Genomic DNA, 25,903 nt, shown 5'->3' with positions numbered 1-25,903 from the left:
TTCAAGATGAAAAAATCACATTATCTGCTCTCTGGCGCCATCATCTGTACACTCGGAGGGAACTGCCTGGCCCAGGAGTACGACGCGCCGAAGACCTCCTGGGGAGTGCCTGATCTGCAGGGCTATTGGCGGCACAATACTGTCATGCCTTTTGAAAGACCACAGGCCATGGGGACCAAACAATCCTATACGGAAGAGGAGGCGCTGCTTTTAGAGCGCGAGGCACAGCGACAGGTGGAAGAGGATAACGAGCCGCTCGACCCGAACCGCCCCGCACCCGAAGCCAAACCTTTACCACCGGTTGGCAATTACGATCTGTTCTGGACCGACCGCGGCATGTTTCTACCCACGATAGATGGCGAATTCAGAACCTCCGCAATCATTGACCCACCTGACGGCCGGGTCCCGCCCCGGGTGGAAGGCTTTCAGGAACGCATGAGACAAGTCTATGCCAGCCTGCCAGACCGCAATGACGGTCCGGAAGGCCGTAGCCTGGGAGAACGTTGCCTGCTCTCCTTTGGCAATAATTCCGGCCCGGTTATGACGCCGGTCATGTACAACAGCCACATGCAGATTGTGCAATCTCCCGGTTACGTCACCATCACCGTAGAGATGGTACACGACGCCCGCATAATCAGGATTGCCGATAAACACTCCACGGTGGCAGAGGCGCACCAGAAATGGATGGGTGATTCCATCGGACGCTGGGAAGGCGACACGCTGGTGGTGGAGACTCGGCATTACAACCCAAGCCAGAACTACCGGGGCGCCCCGGTGGAGAATCTCACGGTTATTGAGACTTTCCGTCGCGAGTCCCCCCGTAAGATTATCTATGGCTTCACAGTTGATGACCCGTCTGTTTACAGCGCACAATTTTCTGGCGAGTATGCATTGACCGCCATGGACGAGCCCATTTTTGAATACGCCTGCCACGAAGGAAACTACGGTCTGCCCGGCATACTGGCTGGCGCCCGGCGCCTGGAAGTGCTGGGTGAAGTGAATAACGAGCGAACCGACGGCTCAGACATCCAATAAAGCGGTCGCGCACCCGCTGAAACCGACCGGCACAGCTGCAGAGAGCTGTCCGACAGAAGCACCCGGGGCCCCGGGTGCTTCGTTTCAATTCACTCAAAACCACGCCAATTGAATCCGCCCGCCAGAATCGGCTATGCTCCCTGTCTCTCTTTCGGAAACAGCACAGGAACTCAAGAATGACAATGCAGAACACCCCGCTCCTCATGTCCCGGATTCTGGGCCGAGGTGCCATGCTTGATCCCGAAGTCGAAGTCGTCACCATGATGAAAGATGGTACCCATCGGCAGACTGTTAAACAGACATGGGACAGAGCCAATCAACTGGCCCACGCTCTGAATGAACTGGGTATTGGAATCGGCGACCGGGTCGCCAGCTTTATGTGGAACAACTACCGCCATCTTGAGCTTTACCAGGCAGTACCGTCCATGGGTGCTGTTCTCCACACCCTGAACATCAGACTTTCACCGACCGATCTGGAATACATCATCAACCATGCCGCCGATAAGGTTATTTTCGTCGATGAGGACCTGCTGCCGCTGCTGGAACCTCTCAAGGGGAAGATACCCTCGGTAGAGAAACTGATAATCTGCCGCTACGGTGATGACGGCCAGAGCAGCTACGAAAATCAGCTTGATTATGAAGATTTTATAAATGGCAAGGGAACCGTTTTCGCCTGGCCCGAGATCGATGAAACCTCACCCATGGGGCTCTGCTATACAAGTGGTACAACAGGCAAACCCAAAGGCGTCATGTACACCAACCGTTCTACCTACCTGCATACTCTGGCCGAGTCCCTGACCGACTCCATCGGCTTGTCCTCCCTGGACTCCCTGTGCGGTATCGTACCGATGTTCCACGCCATGGGCTGGGGATTGCCTTTCTGTGCTTCCATGCTGGGCTGCAAACAGGTGATGCCGCATCGATTCATGATCCCTGATGCATTCCTGAAGCTGATGCATGAAGAAGAGGTCACTATTTCTGCCGGTGTACCCACCATCTGGCAGGGCGTCAAGGCGGCACTGGAAGCAAACCCTGGCAAATACGACCTGTCTAAACTCTCCCGTCTTACCTGTGGCGGTTCTGCGCCACCAGTTTCACTGATGCGCTGGTATTGGGACCAGTACCAGGTGGAAATGATCCAGGGCTGGGGCATGACTGAAACCAACCCCCTTGGCACCCTGTCTCGCAAAGTAGCAAAACGCTCCCATGTAGCCCTTTCCGAGGACCAGCAATTTGAGAATATCGCTAAAGCCGGCCTGCCGATGCCGGGGCTGGAGATAGAGATCTTCGACGAGGAATGGAACCCGCTACCCCACGACGGCGAATCGGTCGGTGAATTGTGTATTCGTGGCCCATGGATCGCCTCAGCCTATTACAACGACCCTCAGCCAGACAAATTTCATGATGGCTGGCTGGTTACCGGCGATGTCGCCAAAATAGACCCTGAGCAATACATTATCATCTCCGACCGCTCCAAAGATCTGATCAAGTCCGGGGGTGAATGGATATCGTCGGTAGACCTGGAAAATCACATCGTGGCCCTTAAGGGGGTCGCCCAGGCAGCGGTCGTGGCCCAGCCTCACCCTAAATGGGATGAGAGGCCCGTTGCCCTGGTGATCCTCGAAACGGGTGCTCAGGTGAGCAAGGAACAGATTCTTGACCATTGCAGCAGCCTGTTTGCCAAGTGGCAATTGCCAGACGACGTGCTCTATGTTGACGGTATCCCGCTCACGTCAACCGGCAAGATTGACAAAAAAGTCATCCGTGCCAGACTGGAGCAGGAAGACTATAAGCTGCCCGATCTGAGATAGAAGGAATATTGACGCAACAGCTGAATATAAATAAGGGGCCAGTTGGCCCCTTATGCTCCTGCTCCAGCTCCCGCCTCTGAACTTTTCTCTTCTTCTTTTTCTTTCCCTTTCCTTTTTTCCCGCCCGGGTACACGACAACGCGCAACTGTCTGTTCAGCAACTCCGACCCGACGCTGCACTGCCCGTTCAATTGACCGCTTCTGCGCCGAGAAATTCTGGCTTAACAGCTGCCCCCCGGGACTAAACCCTGTGACAATTGACAGGATGTTGGTCAGAGGCTTTTTAGAGCATTGAACAGCCCCCCTAAAGGGGCTCAATACGAATCCGGGACGGCGCCCTGGAGGACCCTTCCTCCACGACAAACCGGTAGCCAAAGGCCTCGACAGTGTCCCCCTTCCCAGGGATGCGGCCAAGATGACCGGTCAGAAACCCACCCAGGGTATGAAACTCTCCCGCAGGCAGTTCAAGATCCAGCAACTCAGCCGTATCTACCAGGCGCGCCTGGGCATCCATCAGAATAACGCCCTGCCCGAGTCTCGTGATTTCCGGCGGCTGACCCCACCCTCCCGGTCCGAGATGAACTCCTCGGGCTACCTCGCCCAATAGAATCATCATCAGGTCCTCCACCGTTACAATCCCGGCAGCGGAGCCAAATTCATCAACCACGACCGCCATTCTGTCCTTTCGGGCCAGCAGCACGGGCATCAGATCGTCCAGTCTCTCAATAGGAGAGGTAAAATGCGGCTGCACTCTGAAATCTGTGACCTGTCTGCTAATGAAATCAGGCTCCAATTCATCCCAGATCGACCACACCGCGATGCCGGTGATATTGCTGATATTACCCTCGAACAACGGGATCCTGCGGTGCCCGCTAGTGCGGCTTGCAGCCAGCAGTTTCTTAAGTGACGACTGACTGGCCGCTCCGGTCACCCGCGCCAGCGGTACCATTGCCTCACCCACAGTCATACCCGAGAGCCTGACAGCGCGCTGAATTCGATCCCGATCCAACACCGGCAGTTCATCCGACTGATCTGCGCTGTCCAGCATCAGACGCAGACGCTGGCGGGTGATAAAGGGGCTCGGCGCACTGGCAACAGGGCCAACCAGCCTGGAAATCTGTTTTCCCACCCAGCCAAAGCAGAGCGAAACGGGCAACAGTGCCAGTCGTATAACAGTCAGGACACCGGAAACACGGGGCGCTATGGCATCAGCGTATTGCTGGTAGACTGACTTGGGAACTATCTCACCGAAAATGAGCATCATGGGCGTGAGCAGCAGGATGGCGTACAGTTCTCCTCCCGGGCCAGCAACTCCGATCATAGTGGCGGTACCCAGCACTGTAAGACTCATGGTGGAAATATTGGTGCCGATGAGCGTTGTCGCCAGAGTTATCTCGGGCCTCTCGAACAGTTTGAGAACCCGTTTAGCCCCGCGATCACCGCGCTCCGCCCTGCTCCTTAGCTTCAGCTTGTCGCAACTGACCAGTGCAATTTCGGAGCCGGAAAAAAACCCCTGCGCCAGCAGGAGCCCCAGCATTACCGGTAAGATAGTCAATATTTCAGCCATTATCATCGAGCTCCTGAGAAGCTGATTCACGTAACAGTCGAACCCGCGAGATTCGCAGGTTTTCCATTTCCATCACCTCCAGGGTATAGCCCTCAATATCGATACGATCACCGACTTTGGGTACTACACCAAAATTCCGCAACGCCGTCCCGGCGATGGTTGTCATCATCTTTTCCGGAATATCCATTCCAGTAATATCGCGTATTTCCGACAGTGGAGTACTCGCCTCTATTTCGTAACCTCCCTCCACTTCTTTGATCTCATTCACATTAATAACAGGCTCGCTATAGACCCCGTTAAACAGAAACCGGGTGACATCATCCAGGGTAACAATCCCATCTACGCCCCCGAATTCATTGACCACCAGCGCCGCTCGAGCATCGTGCTCAGAAAAGAAATCGAGCATCTCATCAATCTCCTTGACAGGCGGCACCGCAAGCGGCGGATGCAATTCGGGAATCTTGAGACCAGCATTCCCGCCCGCTGGCATTTCTGTCGTCACTGAAGATTCAGCCACAGCGATAAAATCCTCGACATAGAGGAAGCCTACGATATTGTCCCGATGCCCGGTAAATACCGGCACGCGCGGGTGGCGAGCCCGGAGGAACGCAGCGCGCAACTCATCAGGTTCCAATTCACCGTCCAGAAACTCAACCTGCGGTCGCGGAGTCATGATCTCTCTGACTTGAGTAGCGCCGGCACTTAGCAGGCTGTGAACCAGGGTACGTTCAGTCGCTGTAATCTCGCCGGTTTCAACACCCTCTTCGATCAGGGATCGAAGTTCCTCGATATAGAGAATGTTTTCACGCGCTCGCTCCGGACCGATTAAAAGAGTCGTAATCTGGTCAGCCACCGCCCTGACCCCATTGGCCAGAGGACGGACGATCCTCATCCACAGACTGACAGGCCTGGCGACCAGACGCGTGCTGACCCAGACCGGATTGCTGACCGCCAGGGTCTTGGGGGTCACCTCGCCAAACAGGAGAATCAGGGGAATCATAATCAGGGTAGCCAGCAGAGCGCCAGCTTCAACACCCGTCAGTTTCACCAGAATGGCTGTCATGTTCGCGGCAGCGGCTATGTTCACCAGTTCGTTGCCGCAGAGAATCGATACGATCAGACGCCGGGGTTGCTCAAGCAGGTTCTGCAGAGAATCGGCAGCAGGGTGCCTGGCTCTGGCGAGCTTCTGCAGATCGTAACGTGTCAGGGAAAAAAGCGCCGTCTCGGAGCCCGAAAAAAAGGCTGACGCCATGAACAGAAACACCTGCAGCAGAAGACGCCAGAGTATATCCAGTTGCAGTATCCGCGGAGCGTCCGCCAGCAGCCCGCTTAGATATGCCGCTACCTCAGTAAACACCTGAAATACTCATCCTAAGGCTGATGCTGAAACTCCCGTTCAGTTTGTTGGCGCGTAGTCGGCACCTTCGACTTCAGCGCGCCTGGCCCCGGCGAGGATGCCGGGCAGTGCGTAATTGCCTTCGTGACAGGCATACTCAAATACCTGATCTTCCGTGCGGTTCATCGGCAACTCGCCACTCCAGCTTTGCGTGTAATTTTCGTCATCGCTCACGGTGAACTGATACAGAATGACGTCCTCACTGACGCGGGTAAAACGTTCCGTCACCTGCATTTCTGTGGAGCCGTAGAATCGATGCTCCAGAGATGAGCGTAAACCCTGCTGGGGATGAAAATTGGTCGTCTCGACAATCAGCGTATCCCCCTCCCAATGACCGATTGAATCCCCCGACCAGGGGTTGAAGGAAAACGCCGGAAACTCCGCATTCAGCCTGATAATACGGGCGTCGTGATTCATTTCCGCCAGCAGCACAACGTAGTCACGGGTCTGTACAATTTCTGTGAGGTTGTTATAGAGCACCGGTAACTTGGGCGGCCCCCCGGTGGAACCGAAACCGACCACACATCGCTCTCCCAGCGGACGTACTTCAGGCCCGTCATAGCTTTCCCGTCGCGTCATGGCCGCCTGGAAGTTTTCCCTCCCCTGGGCGCTGTAGGGAAGCTGACCGTCAGCGGGATCGACCAGTATGGAAGTCCGGATTTCTCCGTCAACAACCGCCAGCCTTTCACCCGGGTCCATCCAGAATGTATTGTAACCGCCTACGTTACGGCCGGCGCTGGGCGCTTCCCGGCTCGGATCGCTGGGAGCCAGACTGGCCTCATTACGTGCTGCCACCAGGGCCTCAATCCGGGCCGCGTCCTCGGAAGAAATGACCAGCCTACCGTCAAACCGAGCGGCCCGCTCAAGATTAGTCTGGGTAGCAATCGACCACGTGCCCTGCAGGTCGGGCACGCCCCATTCGGTGCGAGGCAACTGGAAATCCTCCGCCGCCTGCAGCACCGGCACGGTGGCAACCACTATGACACCGAGGCCAAACCTGACTTTTCCGTAACTATTCATCATAGCGCCTCCTCAAATTTCCCGGGCAATCAGCAGCTTCATAATCTCATTGCTGCCACCGTATATTTTCTGAATGCGACTGTCAGCATACATTCTGGCTATGGGGTATTCGAGCATGTAACCGTAGCCGCCAAAAAACTGCAGGCATTCGTCGATGATCTCCACCTCTTTCTGGGTAGTCCACCATTTCGCCATGGCGGCGGTCGTCGGATCCAGCTTGCCCTCTGCCAGTTTCATTGCACAGTCATCCACGAAAGTCCTGGCTATACGCGCTTCAGTATAGCGTTCCGCGAGGCGGAACTGGGTATTCTGAAAGTCCAGGATGCGCTTACCAAACGCCTTGCGCTCCTTCACGTATTCACTGGTCAGTTGCAGGGCTTTCTCCATCATGATGCAGGCACTGGACGCAATGATCAGACGCTCCTGGGGCAGCTGCTCCATCAACTGCACAAACCCCTTACCTTCCTGCTGCCCCAACAGAAAAGAACCTGGAACTCTAACCTGATCGAAGAATACTTCCGATGTATCCTGGGCCTTCATGCCTATCTTTTCCAGGTTTCTTCCTCTGGAGAATCCACCGTCTCTCTCCACGGAATCAGTTTCCACCATAATCAGCGAGGTGCCTTTCGCACCGGCTTCCGGATCAGTCTTGACCACAACGCAGATCAGGTTTGCCGTCTGCCCATTCGTGAGAAATGTTTTTTGACCTGAGATTACATAATCATCCCCGTCCTTACGGGCACTGGTAACAACCCCCTGGAGATCCGACCCTGTTCCAGGTTCGGTCATGGCTATCGCAGCCACCAAATCACCGGTAGCCATTCCTGGCAGCCATCTGCGCTTCTGTTCTTCGGTACCATAATGCAGGATATAGGGCGCCACGATACCGGAATGCACGGAATTGCCGAAACCGACCACCCCCGCCCGACCCAGCTCTTCGGCGATAACCATTTCATGGCGAAAGTCCCCGCCGCTGCCGCCAAACTCTGCAGGAATGGAAGCACAGAGGATCCCGGCCTCGCCAGCCTTGTACCAGGCATCACGGTCCACAACCCCCTGCTTTTCCCATTTTGGCATCAAGGGTACAAATTCCTTCGCATAAAATTTCGCGACCGAATCCCTTAGAAGCGACAGCTCTTCATTCATCCAGGGTGAGGTATAGCCTTCGAACATCGCATTCATTCCTGCAGCATTGATTTAGTCAACAGCCGGCCATTTCAGGCAGGCAGTGCATTCATTCGCTCAATCAACATGGCATTAGCAGTTCCACCACCTTCGCAGATGGCTACCAGCCCGTAGCGCCCCTGACGTCTTTCGAGCTCATGCACCAGCGTCGTCATCAGCTTGGCGCCTGTGCCGCCCAGAGGATGCCCAAGGGCCTGGGCGCCGCCATTTACATTGAGCCGGTCCGGATCCGCGTTGAGCGCCCTGGCCCAGGCCAGGGGCACGGAGCCAAAGGCTTCGTTAACTTCAAAAAGATCGATGTCATCGACACTTATCCCCGCCCGCTCCAGCACTTTTTGTGTGGCCGGGATCGGCCCCTCAAGCATTATGACCGGATCTGACCCCACCACTGCCATGGTGTGTATTCTGGCGCGCACCTGCAGACCATACTTTCTGACTGCCGCGGCATTGGCAACCATCACAGCCGCTGCACCATCACTGATCTGGCTGGCGGTGCCGGCAGTTATCACGCCGCCCTCACGCAAAGGCTTGAGCCCTTGCAAAGCCTGCAGCGATGGGTTGAAACGAATGCCCTCGTCAATTCTGTGCACATCCGGTTTACCGTCCTCCAGCACGATGTCCACCGGTACCACCTCACGCTCGAAATAGCCGTTACTGGTGGCTGCGGCCGCCAGCAGGTGACTGCGGCAGGCAAAGTTATCCAACTCGTCGCGGGTTACAGCGTATTTGGCTGCCAGCAGTTCCGCGCCATCAAACTGGCTGAACTGGATACCCGGGTATTGCTGTTCCAGTCTCGCGCCTTTGGGGACTCCGCGACCGTGTGCCAGGCCATCCTTGACATTGGAGCCGATTTCAACCGTACTCATCGCCTCAACGCCACCACAGATCACCAGGTCCTGGGTGCCAGACATAACCGCCTGGGCGCCGAACTGAATAGCCTGCAGGGAGGAGCCGCATTGACGGTCTACCGTTGTGCCAGGTACTTCCAGTGCCAGCGCGGATGCCATGGACACATTGCGACCGCAATTGCTGGCCTGGGCGCCGATCTGTGAAACAACCCCCCAGATAACGTCATCAACCTGGTCCGGCGGAGCGCCGGTACGTTCCAGCAGCTCATCCACTACCAGAGCACCAAGATCAATAGGGTGAATGTGACTCAATCTGCCGTTCTTCCTGCCGGTTGCGGTGCGGACCGCTCCGACTATATAGGCTTCGTTCATGCTGTTCTCCAACAAGATTCAGTGCACCTTTTTTCAACTTCATGCGGCCCCGCGGACCAACAGGAGCGCTCAGGAACATACCTTTCAGCGCTGGCAACTTGGCGATAGTGCTAAATTGCCGGCATGCGAATTCCCGCATCCAGCCTGATCACTTCAGCGTTGAGGTATTCACATTCGACAATATGGGCTGCCGTCTGTGCGAATTGCTCCGGCTTGCCAAGGGTTTTGGGAAAGAGCGTTATAGCCTCCAGACCCTTGCGCACTTCATCCGGTAACTTACCCAGCATCGGCGTCTCAAAAATACCCGGCGCGATCGTCATGACACGAATGCCCTGCCTGCACAAATCCCTGGCAACCGGAAGAGTCATGGCGATAATGCCACCTTTTGAAGCGGCGTAGGCTGCCTGGCCTGTCTGCCCGTCGTAGCCAGCCACCGAGGCGACATTGATTATCACACCCCGCTCACCCGCCGTGGTTTGCGGCTCATTGTGCTGCATGACCTCTGCGCACAGTCGCAGCACGTTAAATGTCCCCACCAGGTTGACCCGCACGACGGCGGCAAATCTGTCCAGCGGCATAGGGCCATCCTTGCCGACAGTTCTGCTTGCCCCGCCAATACCCGCACAATTAACATTGATGTGAATGGTGCCAAACAGTTCCCTGGCTCTGGCTATAGCCTTCGCCACGCTCTGCTCGTCCGCTACATCGCCTGCTGCCCAGCCGGCCTTTTCCCCCAGCTCTGCGGCCAGTTCCCTGGCACGGTCTGCATCAAGATCAAACAGCAACACATTAGCCCCCGCCTCGACAAAATGCTTTGCCGTTGCCATCCCCAGTCCGGAGCCGGCACCGCTGATGAAAGCGGTCTTGTTAGTGAGTTCCATATCCTCCCCCTCAAATTCTCATAACCGTGTCCAACTTCAGGCTGACCCCCTTGCCTGCCACCCTGATGCGTCTGCTTCCCGATTGCAGAATGCACCTGTTCAAGGTGAAGCAAGGCGTGAATTCGGGACCGGCCTGCCTGGAATTTGCTGAGATTAGCATAGAAACAGACCCCATTGAGACGCTTTTGAACAAGCCAGAAAATTACCCTACTATCCGCTCAGCCGAACCACTTTATGATGACGGGGAAAACACCATGGGACCATTGCAGGGAATACGGGTGCTGGAAGTCGCCAGTATCGGGCCAGGACCATTCTGCGCCATGATGCTCTCGGACATGGGAGCGGAAGTCATTCGTATTGACCGCAAGGATCTGGCGGGTACCGGTGATCCCCGGCTCAGCCTGAACCGCGGAAGAAAATCTCTGGCTCTCGACCTGAAGCACCCTGCTGCCATTGCAACGGTCCTCAGCATGGTGGCGAAAGCCGATCTGTTGATCGAGGGATTCCGGCCCGGGGTCATGGAAAGGCTGGGGCTGGGGCCGGAACCCTGCCTGGCTCGAAATCCCAGACTTATTTTCGGTCGCATGACCGGCTGGGGACAAACCGGGCCGTTAGCGCAGGCTGCCGGCCACGACATCAACTACATCTCCCTGGCTGGCGCTTTACATGCCATGGGCAACAGCGACCGCCCCCCCTCTCCGCCCCTTAATCTGGTTGGTGATTTTGGTGGTGGCGCCATGTACCTGCTGGCCGGACTGCTGGCTGCCTATATCGAGGCGCAACAATCCGGCCACGGCCAGGTGGTTGATGCCGCCATGACCGACGGAACCGCAAGCCTGCTTACTGCATTTTACGGCTTACGCGCCATGGGGCGCTGGACCGACAAGCGCGCCAGCAACTATCTCGATGGCGGCGCCCACTATTACGGCTGCTACACCTGCGCGGATGGCAAATTTCTGTCAATCGGCTCCATCGAACCCAAGTTCTATGCTCTACTGTTGGAAAAGCTGGGTATCGACGACGAGGAATTCCAGGCGCAGAACGATGCCGCCGCCTGGCCCGACCTGCGCGGCAGGCTGGAAAAAGTTTTTCAGACCCGCAATCGCGACGACTGGTGCCAGCTGCTGGAAAACACCGATGTCTGTTTTGCCCCAGTCTTGACGATGGAGGAGGCCCCCAGCCATCCCCACAACGCAGCCAGAAAAACGTTTGTGGAAGTTGACGGCGTCGTGCAGCCTGCACCGGCGCCCCGCTTCAGCCGCACACCGGGCTCTATACAGGGACCTGCGGCAACGGTCGGCCAGCATAGTGAGGAAATTTTGTCCGCCTGGGGGTTCGACAGCGAAGAGATCGAACGTCTGCGAAAGTCTGGTGCAGTTCAGGCGTAACTCTCTGACAGAACCAGCGTCTAAATTACCGGGGTCTTAATTCCCTGTGTCTTAATTCCCTGTGCCTTAAATTAGAGAAGCGACCAGTTTTTCCAGATCTGGCTGACCGTCTAAGCGACCGGACCGCCGGGGCGCCTGGACATGAACAGGGGAACCGTTATGAGCCTGAACCCGCCACGCCTGTATCAGGGTTGTATCTTAGCCATGGTGGTAATTTATGTACTGCTGCCGTCAACCCGGTTAGTGTTTTTTCCTGCCAACCTGCTGGGTCTGCCGGTATTTCTGGGTGGTGCCTGGCTGGCCGTAGTAGCCAAACGCCAGTTTCAGAAAAGCCGGACTCCGCTGTCTGTTAATGCCACTTCCGAAACCTTGCATACCAGCGGAGTTTATCGCCTTTCGCGCAACCCCATGTACCTGGGGATTACTATCGGCCTGTCGGGGCTGGCCCTGCTATTGAGCGCCTGGCCAAACTTGCTCTTTCCTGTCCTGTTTATTCTAGTGATGGACCGCTTCTTTGTTCAACAGGAGGAAAAATCCCTGCAGGAGCACTTCGGGCAGTCCTACAGGGATTATCAGCGGCAGGTCAGACGCTGGATCTGAGCAGGACCCGATCCATCGCCGTCCGGTACGGCTCGTAAGCCGCTTAAGTTCAGATCCCGGGTTCGCTGGCTTGTTGGCCGGCATGAAACACCGTGTAAACAAAGATCGGAATGTCCAGATCACCAAGCTGCGAAGCTATCAGAGGTTTCACCTCTTCCCAGTCCAGTCCACCTACGCCGGTCGCCAGCCTGGGCAATGCCAGGGATGTGAGGTTTTCTTTTTCGACCAGCTTCTTCAGGGAGCGTAAGGCATGATTAACATTGGAAACTGTTGCTTTGCCAGGTTTGCCGCCATCGTACCCGCCTTCCTGGGTAATAAGGTTGATTACCCGAACGTTTTCCGGCCCGCCCCACAGCCATGCATCACCGGGCTTAGGACGCTGCTGATGGCACCAGTGATGGTAATCCTTGTGCATAGCCGGATAGCGCTCATGAAGCGACAAGGCCAGCCCCTGGTTCATCGGATCATTAAATGCAACCCCGTGAGCAATGGCGTGAGCACCGCTTAAAAGAATGTCGCCTTCCACTTCATGAATCATTTATCAGTTTCTCCACTATCACTTTAGGTATTCACTACACCTTTCCGCGCAGCCGAATGGCGTCGCGGGGGTAATGATACATAACATACTAGCGCCAACGCCATCCTGGTCGATTGATCGACGTCAGACCTGGTGAAGGTTGCGAGCTTCGAACACCCGGACCTGACCAAAGTTTGCATTTTTACCCGGTTAATGGCCGGTTAAGGTCGGACTGCTAAACTGGTGCCCTGTCAACCTGACGTCTCAGAATGCGTTAAACCGGCAATGTTTCTGTTTTTGGAGAATCTGAATGAAAAATCTAACCTTGTCTCTGCTTACCCTGACCCTGGCAATCGGCTGCAGAGCCACCGATGACCGGCCGATCGTTGACATGCGCGGAGTCAACCAGGCGCAATATTACACGGACCTGTCTGAATGTCAGGCCTATGCCGACGAAGTGGAAGCCGGGCGGCAGGTGGCAAGAGGCGCAGTAGGCGGTGCTGTTGTCGGTGGCGCAGTGGGTGCCGCAGTGGGCAACAGTGATACAGCGCAGCGCACCGCAGGAGCCGGCGCGATACTCGGCGCGTCACGAAGTGCCCGGGGCGCCATGACCGAACGGGAACGGGTAATCCGCAACTGCCTGCGGGGCCGGGGCTATCGGGTTTTAAACTGAAAAACAGTTGATCTTCCTTAACCGGTCAGATCAGGCCTGACTAACCACCCAGCACGGTGAAAAGCACAGCTTGTGGCTCTTCCTGCCCGCTGCAACACTCGCCAGAAGCGATTATTGAAGAACCTGCCCGGCAGCCTTCCAACAGGCAGGATAACCTTTCATTCCATTGCCGGGCCTTCCGGCTCTCTATATTGCCCTGCCGCGGCAAAGTATCGTCCAGCACCAGCGTCTGACAGCCGGTCATCTCGGCTAAGTGACTCATCAGTCAATTAACTGGAAACCACCAGTCAACTCCAGCCAGAAGCCCCTACCACCTATATTCCCCTTTAACAGGCTGGTTTTGCCAGCACGGGGCGATTTTTCTACCGAACTCACGTTATTTATTAATGAATATATGAACCAGTCCGATATTTTGACAAGTGTTTCAGAATCTAATCGTTATTGGGCCAATCCCATTGGCAACATCGGTTTCCAGTGCCTTCAAGGTGACTTAACATGCAATCAGCACAGATCTATTCAGTGGGTTCCGAGCTGGCCGAATCGACCATTCTGACCCGGGATATTCTTGATCAGGCACGATTTGAAGATTGCACGCTGGTGGAGAAAAGCCTCGGCATCTCGGAGGTCCGGCAGGCACCGGATTCTTCAAGGCCATCGGACCTGGCCATACCGGCGGCACGCAAGGCCCTGCAGGAGAGCACGCTGAACCCCCGGGATGTCGACGCGGTAATCTACTGTGGCATCGAGCGCGATTGCTCAGAACCGGCCACTGCCCACATTATCGCCTCGGCGCTGGGACTGCGCCCGTCCATCTGTTTCGACGTTGCCAATGCCTGTCACGGTTTTGTCAGCGGTATCCATGTGGCCAACGCCATGATTCGAACCGGCGATATCCGCCACGCCGTGGTTGTTACAGCCGAATTGTCCAGCAAGGTGACGCGCAGAGTTGTAGACCTGTTCCGCTCCAATAAGCTCGGGCCAGCAGATATAAGAACCCATGTCGGCGCATTTACTGTGGGGGATGCCGGCGGGGCCATGGTCCTTGGGCCCGCTGATGAGGGCAAAGGGATTCGACAGATAAAATCCGGTGCTGTCAGCGACCATCACCAGCTGTGCTCCTATAAAATTGATCGGGGCAATCTTTCTTTTGTCATGGACATGGGCAGAATCAGTGCGGTAACTCTGAAGTTGGTTAAGGATCTGATCGATCCGGCTTATGAGGCCCTGGGCTGGACGCCCGATGACGTGGATCAGTTTATTCCCCACCAGGTCGGAGAGCGACCTTTCCGTAAAACTCTTGAGATAGTGGGCGTTGGAGAAGAGAAATCGATAGCAACCTACCCCAGACTTGGCAATCTGGCTTCTGCGACAATTCCGGTCTGTTACGACCTGATGCAGAAGCAGGGCCGTCTCAAGCCTGGTACCAACCTCCTGATCGGCTCTTCCGGAAGCGGTATCGCCGCAACGTTTATGGGGCTTTCGCTCTAGAGCTCCGCTCTGTAGGAAGCTTCCTGATAGCCGAATGTAGCGATTGGCATTTTGTGGAGATTGCGCATAGAATCCTATCCCACAAATAACAAGATAGATTTCTTCCTTAATGCCATGAACCCTGACATCGCTGTTTACCTGGGCACCTTTGCCGCCATTGCATTCGCACTGAAAAGCGCGATTCTATTTAACATTGAGATTAAAAACCGGGCCTCCCAAGCTTTCGTAGTTGTCTGTCTTTGTTTCGTGCTGCAGAACGCCGCCGAGTTTCTGGGCTATTTCACCTACCTGAAATCTAACAGCCTGGGTGAATTTTTTATTCATTTCTACATGATCTCGCTTTTTTATACATTTACGTCAGTTGCTGTTTTCGCCCTGGCCCTTACTAATTCTGCCTGGTTCCGTCAGGGCCGCCTGGCTCTGTACCTGGCCGCGACGCTGCTTACGCTGACCTACATGAGCAATCAGGTGGTAACCGGATTTCAGTTTATCGGCTGGTCGGTCATCACAGAACCCGGTCCTCTCTACTGGGTCGCCATGGGCTTTGTCCTGCTCTGTGGTGCATTCGCCGTAGCGCATCTCCTCTACCATTACCGCAACAATACCGACCTGGAAGTCCGGCAGAACGCCCGGGTAACCCTGCAGGCTCTCTCACCGGTCATGGCCGTGGCGGTAGGTGTACTCGGCCTGCGGCTTCTGGGGTTTAACTCCTCGTCGGTGATCAGCTTGCCGATTGCCACGCTGCTATTTCTTTACATGATGCTACTGCATACCAATGGCAACCTGTTCTGGCTGTCCACCAAACTGAAGTCCCTGCTGGCGATCATGAAAATGGATCGTAATGCACCACTGGAAGTGATATTCAGGGAAATTGAAAAAATCAGAATTCAGGAGGCGCTCAAACTTACAGACGGACAACAAAAAACCGCCGCCGAAATTCTCGGAGTTCCCCCTTCAACCCTGAACAAGCGTCTCAGCAAATACAACATAGACGCTGAGCAGTACAAAAAACAGACCGCTGCCGAGCCGCTGTAGCAGCTCAAATAAACCCACAAGCTTTGTCGCCCGGCACGCCCTTGCGCAGACTGTTGTAGCGACACCCATCCGACAACCCATTGCAATCTGTTTCCGCGCCCATTCGCCACCTAAAGTACTCCAGTAGCAGGGATCGCTATCGGGTTACAAGGACGTAACCACCCCCCCTGAGGCTTTTATCCCGAACGCCTATAGCCAGCCCAGGAATCCTATCGACTGCAAACGATGACGCTATTAAGGCAATCTCGCACATTTTGCTTATAACATGCTGAAATATTTATTTTTTACAGCCTATCTCCAGCCCAGAGTGCAGTGGCAGTTACGTGCTAAAAATATTTTCGCAGGGCCCCAGCTATGGGTCGGAAGCCGGCTAAACAAACTTTCTGTTCCTGATGCTGTCTGGTGCCTGTCAGCAACCGGCCCGATTGACTGCGCCTTCGAAGAGGCGGCCATGCAGCAAATAGAATCACCAGGGGTAAGGCTGATACCCCTGAAGGGCACTGAAGAAACCTGGCAAGCGAAATTCCGGCCGGCTTCTCAGAAATACACACAGGCATCAGAAAACTCCTAGAGCATCAATCAGCGACCTTATCCACAGTATGTTGCGTGCAATGCACAGATTCGTGGATTATCATTCGAAATCAATGAAGCATCCCATACCACTGCAATTTATCCTCCTGACAGCTTGCCTGGCTATGGCAGGATGCGCCTCAAGCCCGGACGTCGTTCAGGTGGGAGCCGACACCTATCTGATCGAAAAAACAGCCAGAACAATTCGTTTGGGACTCGACGGCTTGACAACTGCAGCCCAACAGGACGCCTCCGCTTATTGTGAAAGCTACGGGTCTTCTGCAGAAATATTGGAGCAGGCCGAATCCGACCGGCCCTACATTCCGGGGAATTTTCCCCGGGTTGAAGTCAGATTTCGCTGCATTCCGTGGCAGTAAGGGGATTAGAATCCCCCAGAAATGCTGTCACGTTGCCCTGGCGTTTCGATTTGCACAATCGCATGCCCCACCCTGTTTAACTCACCCACTTTCATCATGACTGCACCGTTCAGGTGATCCAGCGCCCGCCTTGGCTGCGAAGGGCTGAGGGCGACTTGCGAGAAAATACAGAGGCTTCCCGGATTTTTTACCACCAATCACCGGCATGTCAGCATAACGCGTGAAACTCTCACAATTATCCCTGGTCGGTTTTGCCAGGCTATTTCGGTAGTGGGTTGATTGTGCTGATCTGCAGAGCCGCATCATCCAGCTCTGAATGTTTTTTATATTACCCTCTCAAGCCCGCTGGAGCTGCTGGATACCTGGACCCTGTTGACGGTCAACAATGCGATGTCAGAACGTCGAGAAGCGGGTCAATCAAGCAAGGACTCAAACAGCAGAATATTATTGGCAGTTTTATTTCCTCTGTCAGCAGAAGTGCTTTTTCCACAGTGAATTTGGTGGAATATCAATTTCTTCATATAACTAAATTGAATTATATATTTATTTTTTATTCTTTTGAGTTAATTCTGATATGCGCTAAGCTCCGCAGTCCAGTATATTTAGGGGGCTTCAAAGATGATGGCAAGTACCGACAACGTCTTGTCCAGCAATAGCAGTGCCGGACTCAACGCCGATGAGATTGCAGCGCTGAACGCGAATTATGCCCCACTGAAATTCGATGAGCGGATCCGTCGGCTGTACCAGGACTTTCCCGCAGATAAAGTGCTGGTCACTTCGTCATTTGCCGCTACCTCGGCCTATTTTTTACATATCATTGCAAGTATCCGCCCCGATCAACCAATCAGCTTCGTTGACACTGGTTTTCATTTCCCTCAGACCCTTGCCTATAGAGATGAGTTGATCAACCGGTTTAACCTCAAAGTCCAGGACCTGCGTGGTGACGATTACCAGCATGAGTGGAGTGTAAAGAACAAACTTTACGAATCTGACCCGGACTATTGTTGTTCCATAAACAAGGTACAACCTCTTGAGTCCATCAAGCTCAACTACCACGTCTGGGTCTCCAGCCTGATGCGCTGGCAGACGGATCACCGCTCGCGACTGGAAGTCTTTGAAGAACGGCGGGGGATTATCAAATTCAATCCCATGATGGATGTCTCCAGGGAAGAGCGGGACGCCTACATCGCCGAGCACAACCTGCCCTTTCATCCATTGGTGTCAGAGGGGTTTTCTTCTATAGGATGTACCCATTGCACCGTACCCGGAGAAGGCAGGAGTGGACGTTGGGCCGGTAAGCCAAAGACAGAGTGCGGTTTACATTACTGATTGGGATGCCGGCAGTGTAACTCGGTTGCGACGATCATATTACCCTGACTTGATCATATTACCCTGACTTACTGACCAGCAGCGTGTTGAATTGCATGGTCAATTGACCCACTACCAACCCTATTAGCATTGAATAGTTGAACCACTAAGTACTAATGGTTTGGAGTGATTCAGATAGATTTGAAGGGTCAAATTTAAATGCAATTGCTGGGGTCAAAATTGCCTGCAAATCAACAGTGAAAGTAAAGAAAGTCGAAAACAGTTGGTCATCCTGACAGGTCAGATAACGAAATATTCAACGCCGGTTACCGCCAGCATGTCCAGGCCGACATTGTCATGGTTAAGCGGGTGTTCCATGGCCTCCAGGGTCAGGCCCAGGCTGGAGTAGGTGTCGTTTTCCAGCAGGGCGACATACGTGTCGATGGCATGGGCATCGGGTTCGACGCCCACCAGGTTGGTGTACAACAGGCTGATCAGCGCGACATCGTCGGTATCCGGACCCAGCACGGCCTGCATGCCAAGCTCTGTAAGCTCGGCGAGACCCAAGCCGGAATTGTCCAGCAGGTCCAGGCCGATACCGAGAAATTCGCGGTTGTACCAGTTGTTGCCACCCAGTAGTACCCCCAGCAGTTTGACCACATCGCCGGCGTTGCCGTCCAGATCGAAGGCCAGGGCGATGTCATCGAACAGCACGCGTTCGATGCCCGAGTGGTGATCGCTGCCGTGCAGGCCGGTGCCGTCGACGACGGTGGCCTGACTGTCCTCCGGGCTCACGGTAAAGTCAGCCGACTGTCCTGCGTAGACCACGGCGTCGATGCCCGACCCGCCCGTGTAGCTGTCATTGCCGGGTCCGTCGATGAAGACGTCATTGCCGGCACCCAGATCCACGTAGTCATCGCCGTCACCGGCAGCGACGGTATCATTGGTGGGTTGTACCGATACCACCTGTATCTGGTTGTCGCCATCCAGAAAATCGCGACGCCAGTCGCTGACCACCAGGTCAACGTCTTGCGGGGTTTCATACCGCAGCGAGGTCAATACGGCAAAATTCCCAGTGAGAAAGGCGATTTCATCCACGGTACCCTTAACATTGAACAGGTCGTCGGGACTGTTTTTCTGGAAGTTTCCGGAAAACCTCACCAGTCGACTGCTGTCCGTGGACGTATCGACAAAGTAGATCGTGTTCTCATCGGCGCTGACTACAGCGCCAAGCAGTTCTTTCTGATCGATGCCGGCGGACAGGTTCAGGCCGGTGACATCACTGTAGGTGTACACGCTGCCCGAAAAACCTGCGGTGATGGCCCTGACCAGGCTTCCGGTACCGGCCTGCAGCATGGCGACAGTAGCTGCATATGGACTGGCGTCCGGATTGGCGGAAAGCGCCCCGACCAGACTTGACGAACCGGATACCTGGTAGTTGTCCGCGGAAGAAAAATCAACCTCGTAGCCCAGGTCGGCAAAAGCGGCGATGGTAAGAATGCTCAGCGGCATTGGCGGGCTGTTGGTGTAGCCGGTCATCAATTCATTGGCGAAAATATCCTCTTCCCAGTGACCCAGTGCCGTGCCGGCTCCGCCGCCATCCTCCAGGGGAACCCGGTCCACCGTGCTGTCGCCAATCAGGTCCGCGTAGGCCGCGACGGCGGACTCCCCGATAAAGCTGAAGCCATCGATCAACCCAAGCTGCTGAAACGTGTGGCTGTTGAATCCCAGCACGTGAGCCATCTCGTGCAGGATGGTCTCCACGATGATGCCCTGCTTTTCCAGATCGGCGAAATCGGCGACGTCAAAAAACATGGCGCCCTGGTAGGGCAGGGCATTTTCCGGCCGTACCCGTTCGGGACCGGCATAGCCCAGGGTTCCCCCGAGCCCGTCTATGGCCACGACGCTTGCGCTGATGATGATATCGTCGATCAGTTCACCGGTTCCCGGGTGGATAACATCCGCCACGTCGCCGGTAATTACCTGGGCCCAGCGGAGCAGAGCCTGTTCAAAATACGGCAGGTAGTGCAGGTCACCGTCGAAATCGATCACCAGGTTGTATTCTGATGTTGAAATGGTGGGCGAGACATCGGCAACGGTAAGATTGTAGGTACCGATGCCAAGCTCGTAGGCACCGGCCTCAAGGAAGTACGTGCCGGTTTCCGCTACGGTAAACTCCAGCCTGCTGTTCAGCGATTCACCGCCATCGTCATTCGCGGTGCCCAGTATCAGCTCCCCCGCCATATCGTAAATACCGTAGAACAGCGGGTCCGGCAAAGTGCCTGCCGACGTGGGACGGCCCTCCAGGTCGATCCGGTAAGTGCGCCCGCCCTGGAGTTCGATGGCAAACCAGTCCCGGTCTTCCGCCGTTTCGATTTCCCCCTTGGCAATCTCCCCGATGACGACAGTACCGGCAGTGGACGTGGTAATGCCGTAGTCGTCAACGGCCCCTTCCACGTCCACGATGCTGAGCTGGTAGGTGCCGGTTCTACCACTGAATGCACCTGCCTCCAGGTAGTAGGTCCCGTTCACCGGGGCGGTGAACACCGTCCTGCTGTTCAACTGCTGGCCGCCATCGTCATTGCCGGTACTGGCGATGAACACCTGGTTGGCGTCGTAGATGCCGATAAACAGCGGATCGGACAGGGTGCCGGCGGAGGTCGAACTGCCTTCCTGATCGATCCGGTATGTTCGTCCACCTTTCAGTTCAACGGCAAACCAGTCCGTATCCTGCGTGGTCTCGATTTCGCCCAGGGCAACCTTGCCCGGTGTGATCAGGCCCGCGGTGGATGCGGTGTTGCCGAAATCATCGACAACGTTGTCGATGTCCACAATGCCGAGTCGGTACGAACCCGTGGAACCGGCATACGCCCCCGCCGCCAGAAAATAAGTACCGGTCTGCGGGGCGGAGAATTCGATGCGGCTGTTCAGCAGCTCACCGCCGTCGTCATCGAGGCTCCCGGGTATGACGTTCTGTGCTGCATCGTAGACCCCGAAAAAAATCGGGTCCGACAGCGTGCCCGCCGACGTGGAACTGCCTTCCAGGTCGATCCGGTACCTTCGGCCCTGGATCAAGTCGACGGCAAACCAGTCCTGGTCAAGGGTTGGGTCAATAACGCCTTCCACGAAGCCACCAACATTCAGTGTGCCGGCCGTGGCTGCGGAATCACCGACGTCATCCAGTCCCGTGGCCAATCCATCCACCTCCAGCACGTAGTCTGACCTGGCACCTTCCCAGGGAGTGACCAGCAGGAAATAAGTCTCGCCAGCCGTCACCTGGTACGTAATGGTTTCGTCAATGGCACCGACATTGGCACTGACGGTGAGCGTTTCTCCGGTGGAATCCCCCAGCACCAGGTCCAGGTCGTCACTCAGCCCGGTGAGGAGAATGGCAAGCTCCCCGCTGCTGGTGGGAACGAGACGGAAAAAATCCGATTCGTCCGTACCGAACCCGGTGGAGCCGATCACCACGCCACCCCCGGGACCTTCTAAGCCGATTACCGGTGCGTCGTCACCAACATCACCCCCGGGCACGGCGACGCCGTTGATGAAGTCTTCTGCCCCGGTGTAACCACCCCCGGAACCGCCGATGGGTCCCTCGACATTCAGCGTGTAGGCTGATGCGGCCTCTTCCCAGGGACTGACCCACAGCAGGTAGGTCTCGCCGGCCGTCACGGCGTAGGTGAGACTTTCGCTGGCAGTGCCGATATTGAAACTGGTCGAGAGAAATTCACCGAACGGGTCGGTCAATAACAGGTCCAGGTCGTCGCTCATCCCGGTAAGAAAAACCGACAGATCACCGCTGGCTGCCGGAACAATACTGAAAAGATCCGACTGGTCCGCCCCGAACCCGGTGGCGCCGGTCACGATGCCACCTTCTGGACCGTCATAGTCGATTACCGGGGCATTATCACCGGCATCGCCTCCGGCAACGGTGATGCCGTTGATCACCTCGTTCACTCCCGGTCCGCCGGCGGATTCCTCTACGGTCAGGGTATAGTCCGACTGAGCATCAATCCACGGGCTGACCAGCAGGAAGTAGGTCTGACCAGCCGCTACTTCGTAGGTGAAGCTTTCGCCGGCCGTGCCGTCCTGAATACTCGAGGTCAGCACCTCACCGTAGACGTCGCCCAGCACCACGTCCAGGTCATCGCTCAGCCCGCTTAGATAGACGGAAATCTGACCGCTGGTCCCGGGGATGAGTCGAAAGAAATCCGACTCGTCTGTCCCGAACCCGGTGGAGCCGGTAACCACGCCACCCCCGGGACCGCCAAAGCGGATTGCCGGGGCATCGTCAACAACATCACCCCCGGGAACGGGAATGCCGTTGATGACATCATCCGCCCCTGTGGCTCCGCCTCCATATCCGCCGCCGGACGTGCCGGTGGGACCCTCCACGGTCAGGGTGTAGTGTGATTCGGCGTCTTCCCAGGGGCTGACCACCAGGAAATAGGTCGCGCCTGCCGACACCTGGTAGGTGATGCTTTCATCGGCCGAGTCAATGTTGATGCTTGAGCTGAGCAGTTCGCCGACGGCGTCACCGAGATGCAGATCCAGGTCGTCATCCAGTCCTGACAGCACGACGGAAAGCTCGCCGCTGGCCGCCGGGACTATGCGAAAGAAATCAGCGTCATCCGTGTCGAACCCGGCGGAGCCGGTAACCACGCCACCCCCGGGACCGTCATAGCCTATTTCCGGGGCGTTGTCACCGACGTCACCGCCTGGCACGGTGACCCCGTTGATACTGTCTTCAATCTGGGTTGACATAGTACTGCCCAGCTTTTTGTTTTCAGGGAAAGGTGTTCTCAAAAGAGAAGCCGGATTGACGTGCAAGCTCCTGTTCATGTCAGCTTTCAGGGCAGCCTGCACCGGGTTTACCGCCTGTGGTCAGCCAAGCCCGGTTGACTTGCCCCTGCTACTGCTGGCAATCCGTGCAGGAGCAGAAAACGCAGTTCAAGATCCCTCGTCAATCTGATAATACAACATCCCCAGGCAAGGCGGTAAGCATCGACCGGTTGAGACAACTGCTGACTCTCACCCGGGTGGACGCTGCGGGCTTAGAGGTAAAACAAAAGATATCTCCAAAGTAGGTTGCTGTCCAGTTTGGTGAGTAGGCGGCACACTGAGAGCCACAATAAGCCCAATACCAGTCAGAGTCTTTGTGAATTCAGCCGCGTTCCAGCAGTAATAAGGCCGTCCTTCGCGCTTATGTACCACATCCACCTCCACCAGGCCGAGAGCTATCCGCCCACCTTCCCTGGCAGGCTGTAATATTCCCTTTTTGTCTTTGTTGTTCAGTGGGTCAGGTTTCGTCAAACAACCCGATCTGCGGCGGGGCGCGCTCGGGCGGACGCTGCGTCTGGGAATCTTCCGACTCCTTCTTCCGCAAATGTTCCAGAATCTGCCGGATCACCGCCGGGTCTTCCACGCAGACAATTATCTTCACCGGACCCTGGCACTGTTCGCAGGTTGCGATTTCGATGTTGAAGACCCGTTTCAGACGCTGGGCCCAGGTCATGGCGGCGTGGCGCTCGGCTGGTATTTTATCTTCCGGGTGTGAGCGGACTATGCACTTGTCTATTTTTGATCCGCTACACCTGAGTAAAATATTCCCGGGAACCTTTCAACATACTGCATACTTACACAGTAATTCCGTGTGGTGATAGTCAACTGGTTAGACCGCGGATTTAAAGGCTGATAGTGAGTGATACCGAGGTTCAGAACCTTGATAACTTCTATGAAAGGGCGCAGCGATTCCTAATTGTTGGGCCTATCTATACGCCTGGGTGTACGCCACAAAGAGCTGCGCTGCAATTACATGGATGCATGCAAATTCAATGAGTTAGGAGACTAAAAATGGCAAAAATAGGTAGGCCGAAAGGCAGCCATGACATAGCCCCAATGATTCGTGGCGCATTCAAGCGGGCAGTCCTTCAGCCAGAAGACAAGGGCACACCGCTTTCTGATTTAATCGCCCAGGAAATAGAGAAGAATGTGTTTGCAGCCCTGCGAGCTATATCCGGATTCATTCCAAGGGAAATGCTAGTTGGTGCTATGGAGGGCGATGAACTTACGGAAAACCTTCAAAGCATCATGAATGAGGCTCCTACGTTGACACATGAGCAAACTAATTCAACTCATTAGGGTGAAGCTTACCCACTCGCTGATAAATCAGAGCTACACGGGCGATACCAAATAGCGTTGGAGTTCCCGGCTCTGGAATACTCATATAGGCAGAGAAGCTATCAATCCTCGAGTTAATTTGTCCGCTTTAACTGAATTGGTTGCTGAATAAACTACTAGTAAACGGTGCATTGAGCGTAAAATCTGCAGCTCCCATAAGGGTATCGTCAGATAGCGCTGGCGTGATTGTATTGAACAAATGGGAATTGAAGGTATTAAGCTGAAAGCCATCGAAAAGAATTTGTTCAGGAAATGACATAGACAATTCCAATTGGGGCACCGTTGTACGTCCCGGGCGAGTTGTCAGGAATCCAGTTGGCGGGTAACTTGCGTTATCAAGTATTACGGTTGATGCACCAACACTGACTTCTCCAAGCCAGCTAACTCTCTAAACACCTGAGCTAGAGTTGGTGGGATTAACATCTGACGAAGCATTAATAATAGTTAGCTCCGCTGAGGAAAAATCACCCACATCGACTGAAGTAATACCGCTCTTGGTGATTTCAATACTTTCACCGCTAAGCTTGTATGTACTCAGCCCGGCGTACACTTGTTGGAAGGGCAGCATGGCCAGAAGAAGCCAATTCTTGGAACGTGCTTATAGGAAGAAGATTTATCTCGAATCTTGTCTGAAGTGCTGTAAATAGGCTGTATATTTATTTTTGTGCCTTTCATCAATGTGAGATTCTCTCATAACCCATTGATTTAGTTGGTCGGGACGACAGGATTTGAACCTGTGACCACTACACCCCCAGTGTAGTGCGCTACCAGACTGCGCTACGCCCCGACGCAGGAGCGCATTGTACCAGAGTCTGCGAATCAGAAAAGGCGTTTACGTAAAGTAAAAGACAGTAATCGTTCCACCCCTGGCTGTCTTAGACCAGACAGGCGGAATTGCAGGTCTGGAGCAAGGACCTGAGTCGGGACATGACAGAGTATCTGAGATAAGAAGAGGTTCAATGGCCGATCGCCGGGCAATCGACCAGTCTGGCCCGGCGCAGTTAGAGACTGGCTACCAGGTTTTCCAGTTCCTTGATGACTACCTTCAACTCACTGGTGTTGATGGCATGCCGGGTGGAATCCTCGTCCTTGTCTTTTCCGGTCAGTTTCTGTCGTGCCCCACCAATGGTGAACCCTTCCTCATAGAGGAGCGACTTGATCTGACGGATAAGAATGACGTCCTGTCTTTGATAGTAACGTCTGTTACCCCGGCGCTTGACCGGCTTGAGCTGAGGGAACTCCTGCTCCCAGTAACGCAGCACATGAGGCTTGACGTCACACAGCTCACCCACCTCGCCGATAGTGAAATACCGTTTTGGCGGGATCGGGGGTAACTGATCGTTATTCTTTACTTCCAGCATATTTCTCTACCCTTGCCTTTAACTTTTGGCCCGGACGAAAGGTCACAACTCGGCGTGCCTGAATTGGAATTTCTTCCCCGGTTTTAGGATTTCGACCAGGACGCTGCTTCTTGTCCCGTAAATCAAAATTCCCATAACCGGAAAGCTTTACCTGCTCGTTGTGCTCAAGCGAAAGACGAATTTCTTCGAAAAACTGCTCGACCAGTTCCTTGGCTTCTCTCTTGTTCAAGCCCAGATCATCAAACAAACGTTCTGCCATCTCGGCTTTTGTCAGCGCACCTTCCGCCAT

20 protein-coding genes, 1 tRNA gene and 1 pseudogene are annotated in these 25,903 nt (G+C 55.0%); 9 read left to right on the top strand and 13 right to left on the bottom strand.

The window, feature by feature from the left end; all coding sequences use genetic code 11:
• The first annotated feature begins 6 nt into the window (after positions 1–6).
• On the top strand, positions 7–1,035 hold the full coding sequence (locus R3F50_15630) for a hypothetical protein (protein ID MEZ5491729.1): 1,029 nt from the start codon (positions 7–9) through the stop codon (positions 1,033–1,035).
• Positions 1,036–1,211: 176 nt separating this feature from the next.
• Positions 1,212–2,846: a long-chain fatty acid--CoA ligase gene (locus tag R3F50_15625; GenBank protein MEZ5491728.1), complete on the top strand. Its 1,635-nt coding sequence runs from the start codon at positions 1,212–1,214 to the stop codon at positions 2,844–2,846.
• A 303-nt stretch (positions 2,847–3,149) separates the two neighbouring features.
• On the opposite strand, the gene R3F50_15620 is transcribed toward R3F50_15625, so the two are convergent.
• From R3F50_15620 to R3F50_15595, 6 genes are all read right to left on the bottom strand, one after another.
• Positions 3,150–4,412 carry a hemolysin family protein gene (locus R3F50_15620; protein MEZ5491727.1) on the bottom strand — a complete coding sequence of 421 codons (1,263 nt, stop codon included), beginning with the start codon at positions 4,410–4,412 and terminating at the stop codon, positions 3,150–3,152.
• Positions 4,405–5,769 (bottom strand): hemolysin family protein, encoded by a 1,365-nt coding sequence (locus tag R3F50_15615; protein ID MEZ5491726.1) that lies wholly within the window; start codon positions 5,767–5,769, stop codon positions 4,405–4,407. Before R3F50_15615 ends, R3F50_15620 begins: the two co-directional genes overlap by 8 nt.
• A gap of 39 nt (positions 5,770–5,808) precedes the next feature.
• Positions 5,809–6,831, bottom strand: a complete 1,023-nt coding sequence (locus tag R3F50_15610) for a hypothetical protein (protein ID MEZ5491725.1) — start codon at positions 6,829–6,831, stop codon at positions 5,809–5,811.
• Positions 6,832–6,840: 9 nt separating this feature from the next.
• Entirely contained in the window at positions 6,841–8,001 is a 1,161-nt protein-coding gene (locus R3F50_15605; protein MEZ5491724.1) for an acyl-CoA dehydrogenase family protein, read from the bottom strand.
• 44 nt (positions 8,002–8,045) lie between these two features.
• Positions 8,046–9,233, bottom strand: a complete 1,188-nt coding sequence (locus tag R3F50_15600; protein MEZ5491723.1) for an acetyl-CoA C-acyltransferase — start codon at positions 9,231–9,233, stop codon at positions 8,046–8,048.
• Between the two features lie 110 nt (positions 9,234–9,343).
• Positions 9,344–10,114, bottom strand: a complete 771-nt coding sequence (locus R3F50_15595; GenBank protein MEZ5491722.1) for an SDR family NAD(P)-dependent oxidoreductase — start codon at positions 10,112–10,114, stop codon at positions 9,344–9,346.
• Positions 10,115–10,368: 254 nt separating this feature from the next.
• Between R3F50_15595 and R3F50_15590 the strand changes: the two genes are divergently transcribed.
• Positions 10,369–11,502 carry a CaiB/BaiF CoA-transferase family protein gene (locus tag R3F50_15590; GenBank protein ID MEZ5491721.1) on the top strand — a complete coding sequence of 378 codons (1,134 nt, stop codon included), beginning with the start codon at positions 10,369–10,371 and terminating at the stop codon, positions 11,500–11,502.
• Positions 11,503–11,661: 159 nt separating this feature from the next.
• A complete protein-coding gene (locus tag R3F50_15585; GenBank protein ID MEZ5491720.1) occupies positions 11,662–12,102 on the top strand; it encodes an isoprenylcysteine carboxylmethyltransferase family protein in 441 nt (146 codons plus the stop codon).
• Positions 12,103–12,151: 49 nt separating this feature from the next.
• On the opposite strand, the gene R3F50_15580 is transcribed toward R3F50_15585, so the two are convergent.
• Positions 12,152–12,640, bottom strand: coding sequence for a macro domain-containing protein (locus R3F50_15580; protein ID MEZ5491719.1), 489 nt, complete (start codon positions 12,638–12,640; stop codon positions 12,152–12,154).
• Between the two features lie 289 nt (positions 12,641–12,929).
• On the opposite strand from R3F50_15580, the gene R3F50_15575 reads away from it, so the two are divergent.
• Positions 12,930–13,292: a glycine zipper family protein gene (locus R3F50_15575; GenBank protein MEZ5491718.1), complete on the top strand. Its 363-nt coding sequence runs from the start codon at positions 12,930–12,932 to the stop codon at positions 13,290–13,292.
• 40 nt (positions 13,293–13,332) lie between these two features.
• Here the strand turns inward: R3F50_15575 and R3F50_15570 are convergent, their stop codons facing one another.
• On the bottom strand, positions 13,333–13,554 hold the full coding sequence (locus tag R3F50_15570; GenBank protein MEZ5491717.1) for a hypothetical protein: 222 nt from the start codon (positions 13,552–13,554) through the stop codon (positions 13,333–13,335).
• A 233-nt stretch (positions 13,555–13,787) separates the two neighbouring features.
• Here R3F50_15570 and R3F50_15565 point away from each other — a divergent pair, with 233 nt between their 5' ends.
• The 3 genes from R3F50_15565 (at position 13,788) to R3F50_15555 (ending at position 18,091) form a co-directional block, all read left to right on the top strand.
• Positions 13,788–14,780, top strand: coding sequence for a ketoacyl-ACP synthase III (locus R3F50_15565; GenBank protein MEZ5491716.1), 993 nt, complete (start codon positions 13,788–13,790; stop codon positions 14,778–14,780).
• A gap of 60 nt (positions 14,781–14,840) precedes the next feature.
• On the top strand, positions 14,841–15,815 hold the full coding sequence (locus tag R3F50_15560) for a helix-turn-helix domain-containing protein (GenBank protein ID MEZ5491715.1): 975 nt from the start codon (positions 14,841–14,843) through the stop codon (positions 15,813–15,815).
• Between the two features lie 1,568 nt (positions 15,816–17,383).
• A complete protein-coding gene (locus R3F50_15555; GenBank protein ID MEZ5491714.1) occupies positions 17,384–18,091 on the top strand; it encodes a phosphoadenylyl-sulfate reductase in 708 nt (235 codons plus the stop codon).
• 279 nt (positions 18,092–18,370) lie between these two features.
• On the opposite strand, the gene R3F50_15550 is transcribed toward R3F50_15555, so the two are convergent.
• Both R3F50_15550 and R3F50_15545 read right to left on the bottom strand, forming a co-directional pair.
• Positions 18,371–22,837 carry a pre-peptidase C-terminal domain-containing protein gene (locus R3F50_15550; GenBank protein ID MEZ5491713.1) on the bottom strand — a complete coding sequence of 1,489 codons (4,467 nt, stop codon included), beginning with the start codon at positions 22,835–22,837 and terminating at the stop codon, positions 18,371–18,373.
• Positions 22,838–23,372: 535 nt separating this feature from the next.
• Positions 23,373–23,609, bottom strand: a pseudogene (locus R3F50_15545) (IS91 family transposase).
• A gap of 317 nt (positions 23,610–23,926) precedes the next feature.
• Between R3F50_15545 and R3F50_15540 the strand changes: the two are divergent.
• Complete coding sequence (locus R3F50_15540; protein MEZ5491712.1) at positions 23,927–24,214, top strand: hypothetical protein; 288 nt, start codon at positions 23,927–23,929, stop codon at positions 24,212–24,214.
• 749 nt (positions 24,215–24,963) lie between these two features.
• On the opposite strand, the gene R3F50_15535 is transcribed toward R3F50_15540, so the two are convergent.
• The 3 genes from R3F50_15535 to ihfA all read right to left on the bottom strand — a co-directional run bounded on the left by R3F50_15535 (position 24,964) and on the right by ihfA (position 25,903).
• Positions 24,964–25,040 (bottom strand) — tRNA-Pro (locus R3F50_15535).
• Positions 25,041–25,254: 214 nt separating this feature from the next.
• Positions 25,255–25,614, bottom strand: a complete 360-nt coding sequence (locus R3F50_15530) for a MerR family transcriptional regulator (protein ID MEZ5491711.1) — start codon at positions 25,612–25,614, stop codon at positions 25,255–25,257.
• On the bottom strand, positions 25,595–25,903 hold the full coding sequence (gene ihfA / locus R3F50_15525) for an integration host factor subunit alpha (protein ID MEZ5491710.1): 309 nt from the start codon (positions 25,901–25,903) through the stop codon (positions 25,595–25,597). The genes R3F50_15530 and ihfA overlap by 20 nt, the downstream gene beginning before the upstream one ends.

This window comes from Gammaproteobacteria bacterium (assembly GCA_041395725.1).
In the GTDB taxonomy this organism is placed as follows: Bacteria; Pseudomonadota; Gammaproteobacteria; order Pseudomonadales; family Pseudohongiellaceae; genus NORP240.
The sequence above is the reverse complement of the archived record's forward strand: the minus strand, read 5'-3'. Positions and strand labels throughout refer to the sequence as shown.

Bases quoted from the DNA above. Each gene is read 5' to 3' on its own strand.
- R3F50_15630 (MEZ5491729.1), top strand. From the start codon at position 7: ATGAAAAAATCACATTATCTGCTCTCTGGCGCCATCATCTGTACACTC.
- R3F50_15625 (MEZ5491728.1), top strand. From the start codon at position 1,212: ATGACAATGCAGAACACCCCGCTCCTCATGTCCCGGATTCTGGGCCGA.
- R3F50_15620 (MEZ5491727.1), bottom strand. From the start codon at position 4,412: ATGGCTGAAATATTGACTATCTTACCGGTAATGCTGGGGCTCCTGCTG.
- R3F50_15610 (MEZ5491725.1), bottom strand. From the start codon at position 6,831: ATGATGAATAGTTACGGAAAAGTCAGGTTTGGCCTCGGTGTCATAGTG.
- R3F50_15605 (MEZ5491724.1), bottom strand. From the start codon at position 8,001: ATGTTCGAAGGCTATACCTCACCCTGGATGAATGAAGAGCTGTCGCTT.
- R3F50_15600 (MEZ5491723.1), bottom strand. From the start codon at position 9,233: ATGAACGAAGCCTATATAGTCGGAGCGGTCCGCACCGCAACCGGCAGG.
- R3F50_15595 (MEZ5491722.1), bottom strand. From the start codon at position 10,114: ATGGAACTCACTAACAAGACCGCTTTCATCAGCGGTGCCGGCTCCGGA.
- R3F50_15590 (MEZ5491721.1), top strand. From the start codon at position 10,369: ATGGGACCATTGCAGGGAATACGGGTGCTGGAAGTCGCCAGTATCGGG.
- R3F50_15585 (MEZ5491720.1), top strand. From the start codon at position 11,662: ATGAGCCTGAACCCGCCACGCCTGTATCAGGGTTGTATCTTAGCCATG.
- R3F50_15580 (MEZ5491719.1), bottom strand. From the start codon at position 12,640: ATGATTCATGAAGTGGAAGGCGACATTCTTTTAAGCGGTGCTCACGCC.
- R3F50_15575 (MEZ5491718.1), top strand. From the start codon at position 12,930: ATGAAAAATCTAACCTTGTCTCTGCTTACCCTGACCCTGGCAATCGGC.
- R3F50_15570 (MEZ5491717.1), bottom strand. From the start codon at position 13,554: ATGAGTCACTTAGCCGAGATGACCGGCTGTCAGACGCTGGTGCTGGAC.
- R3F50_15565 (MEZ5491716.1), top strand. From the start codon at position 13,788: ATGCAATCAGCACAGATCTATTCAGTGGGTTCCGAGCTGGCCGAATCG.
- R3F50_15555 (MEZ5491714.1), top strand. From the start codon at position 17,384: ATGGCAAGTACCGACAACGTCTTGTCCAGCAATAGCAGTGCCGGACTC.
- R3F50_15550 (MEZ5491713.1), bottom strand. From the start codon at position 22,837: ATGTCAACCCAGATTGAAGACAGTATCAACGGGGTCACCGTGCCAGGC.
- R3F50_15540 (MEZ5491712.1), top strand. From the start codon at position 23,927: ATGGCAAAAATAGGTAGGCCGAAAGGCAGCCATGACATAGCCCCAATG.
- R3F50_15530 (MEZ5491711.1), bottom strand. From the start codon at position 25,614: ATGCTGGAAGTAAAGAATAACGATCAGTTACCCCCGATCCCGCCAAAA.
- ihfA (MEZ5491710.1), bottom strand. From the start codon at position 25,903: ATGGCGGAAGGTGCGCTGACAAAAGCCGAGATGGCAGAACGTTTGTTT.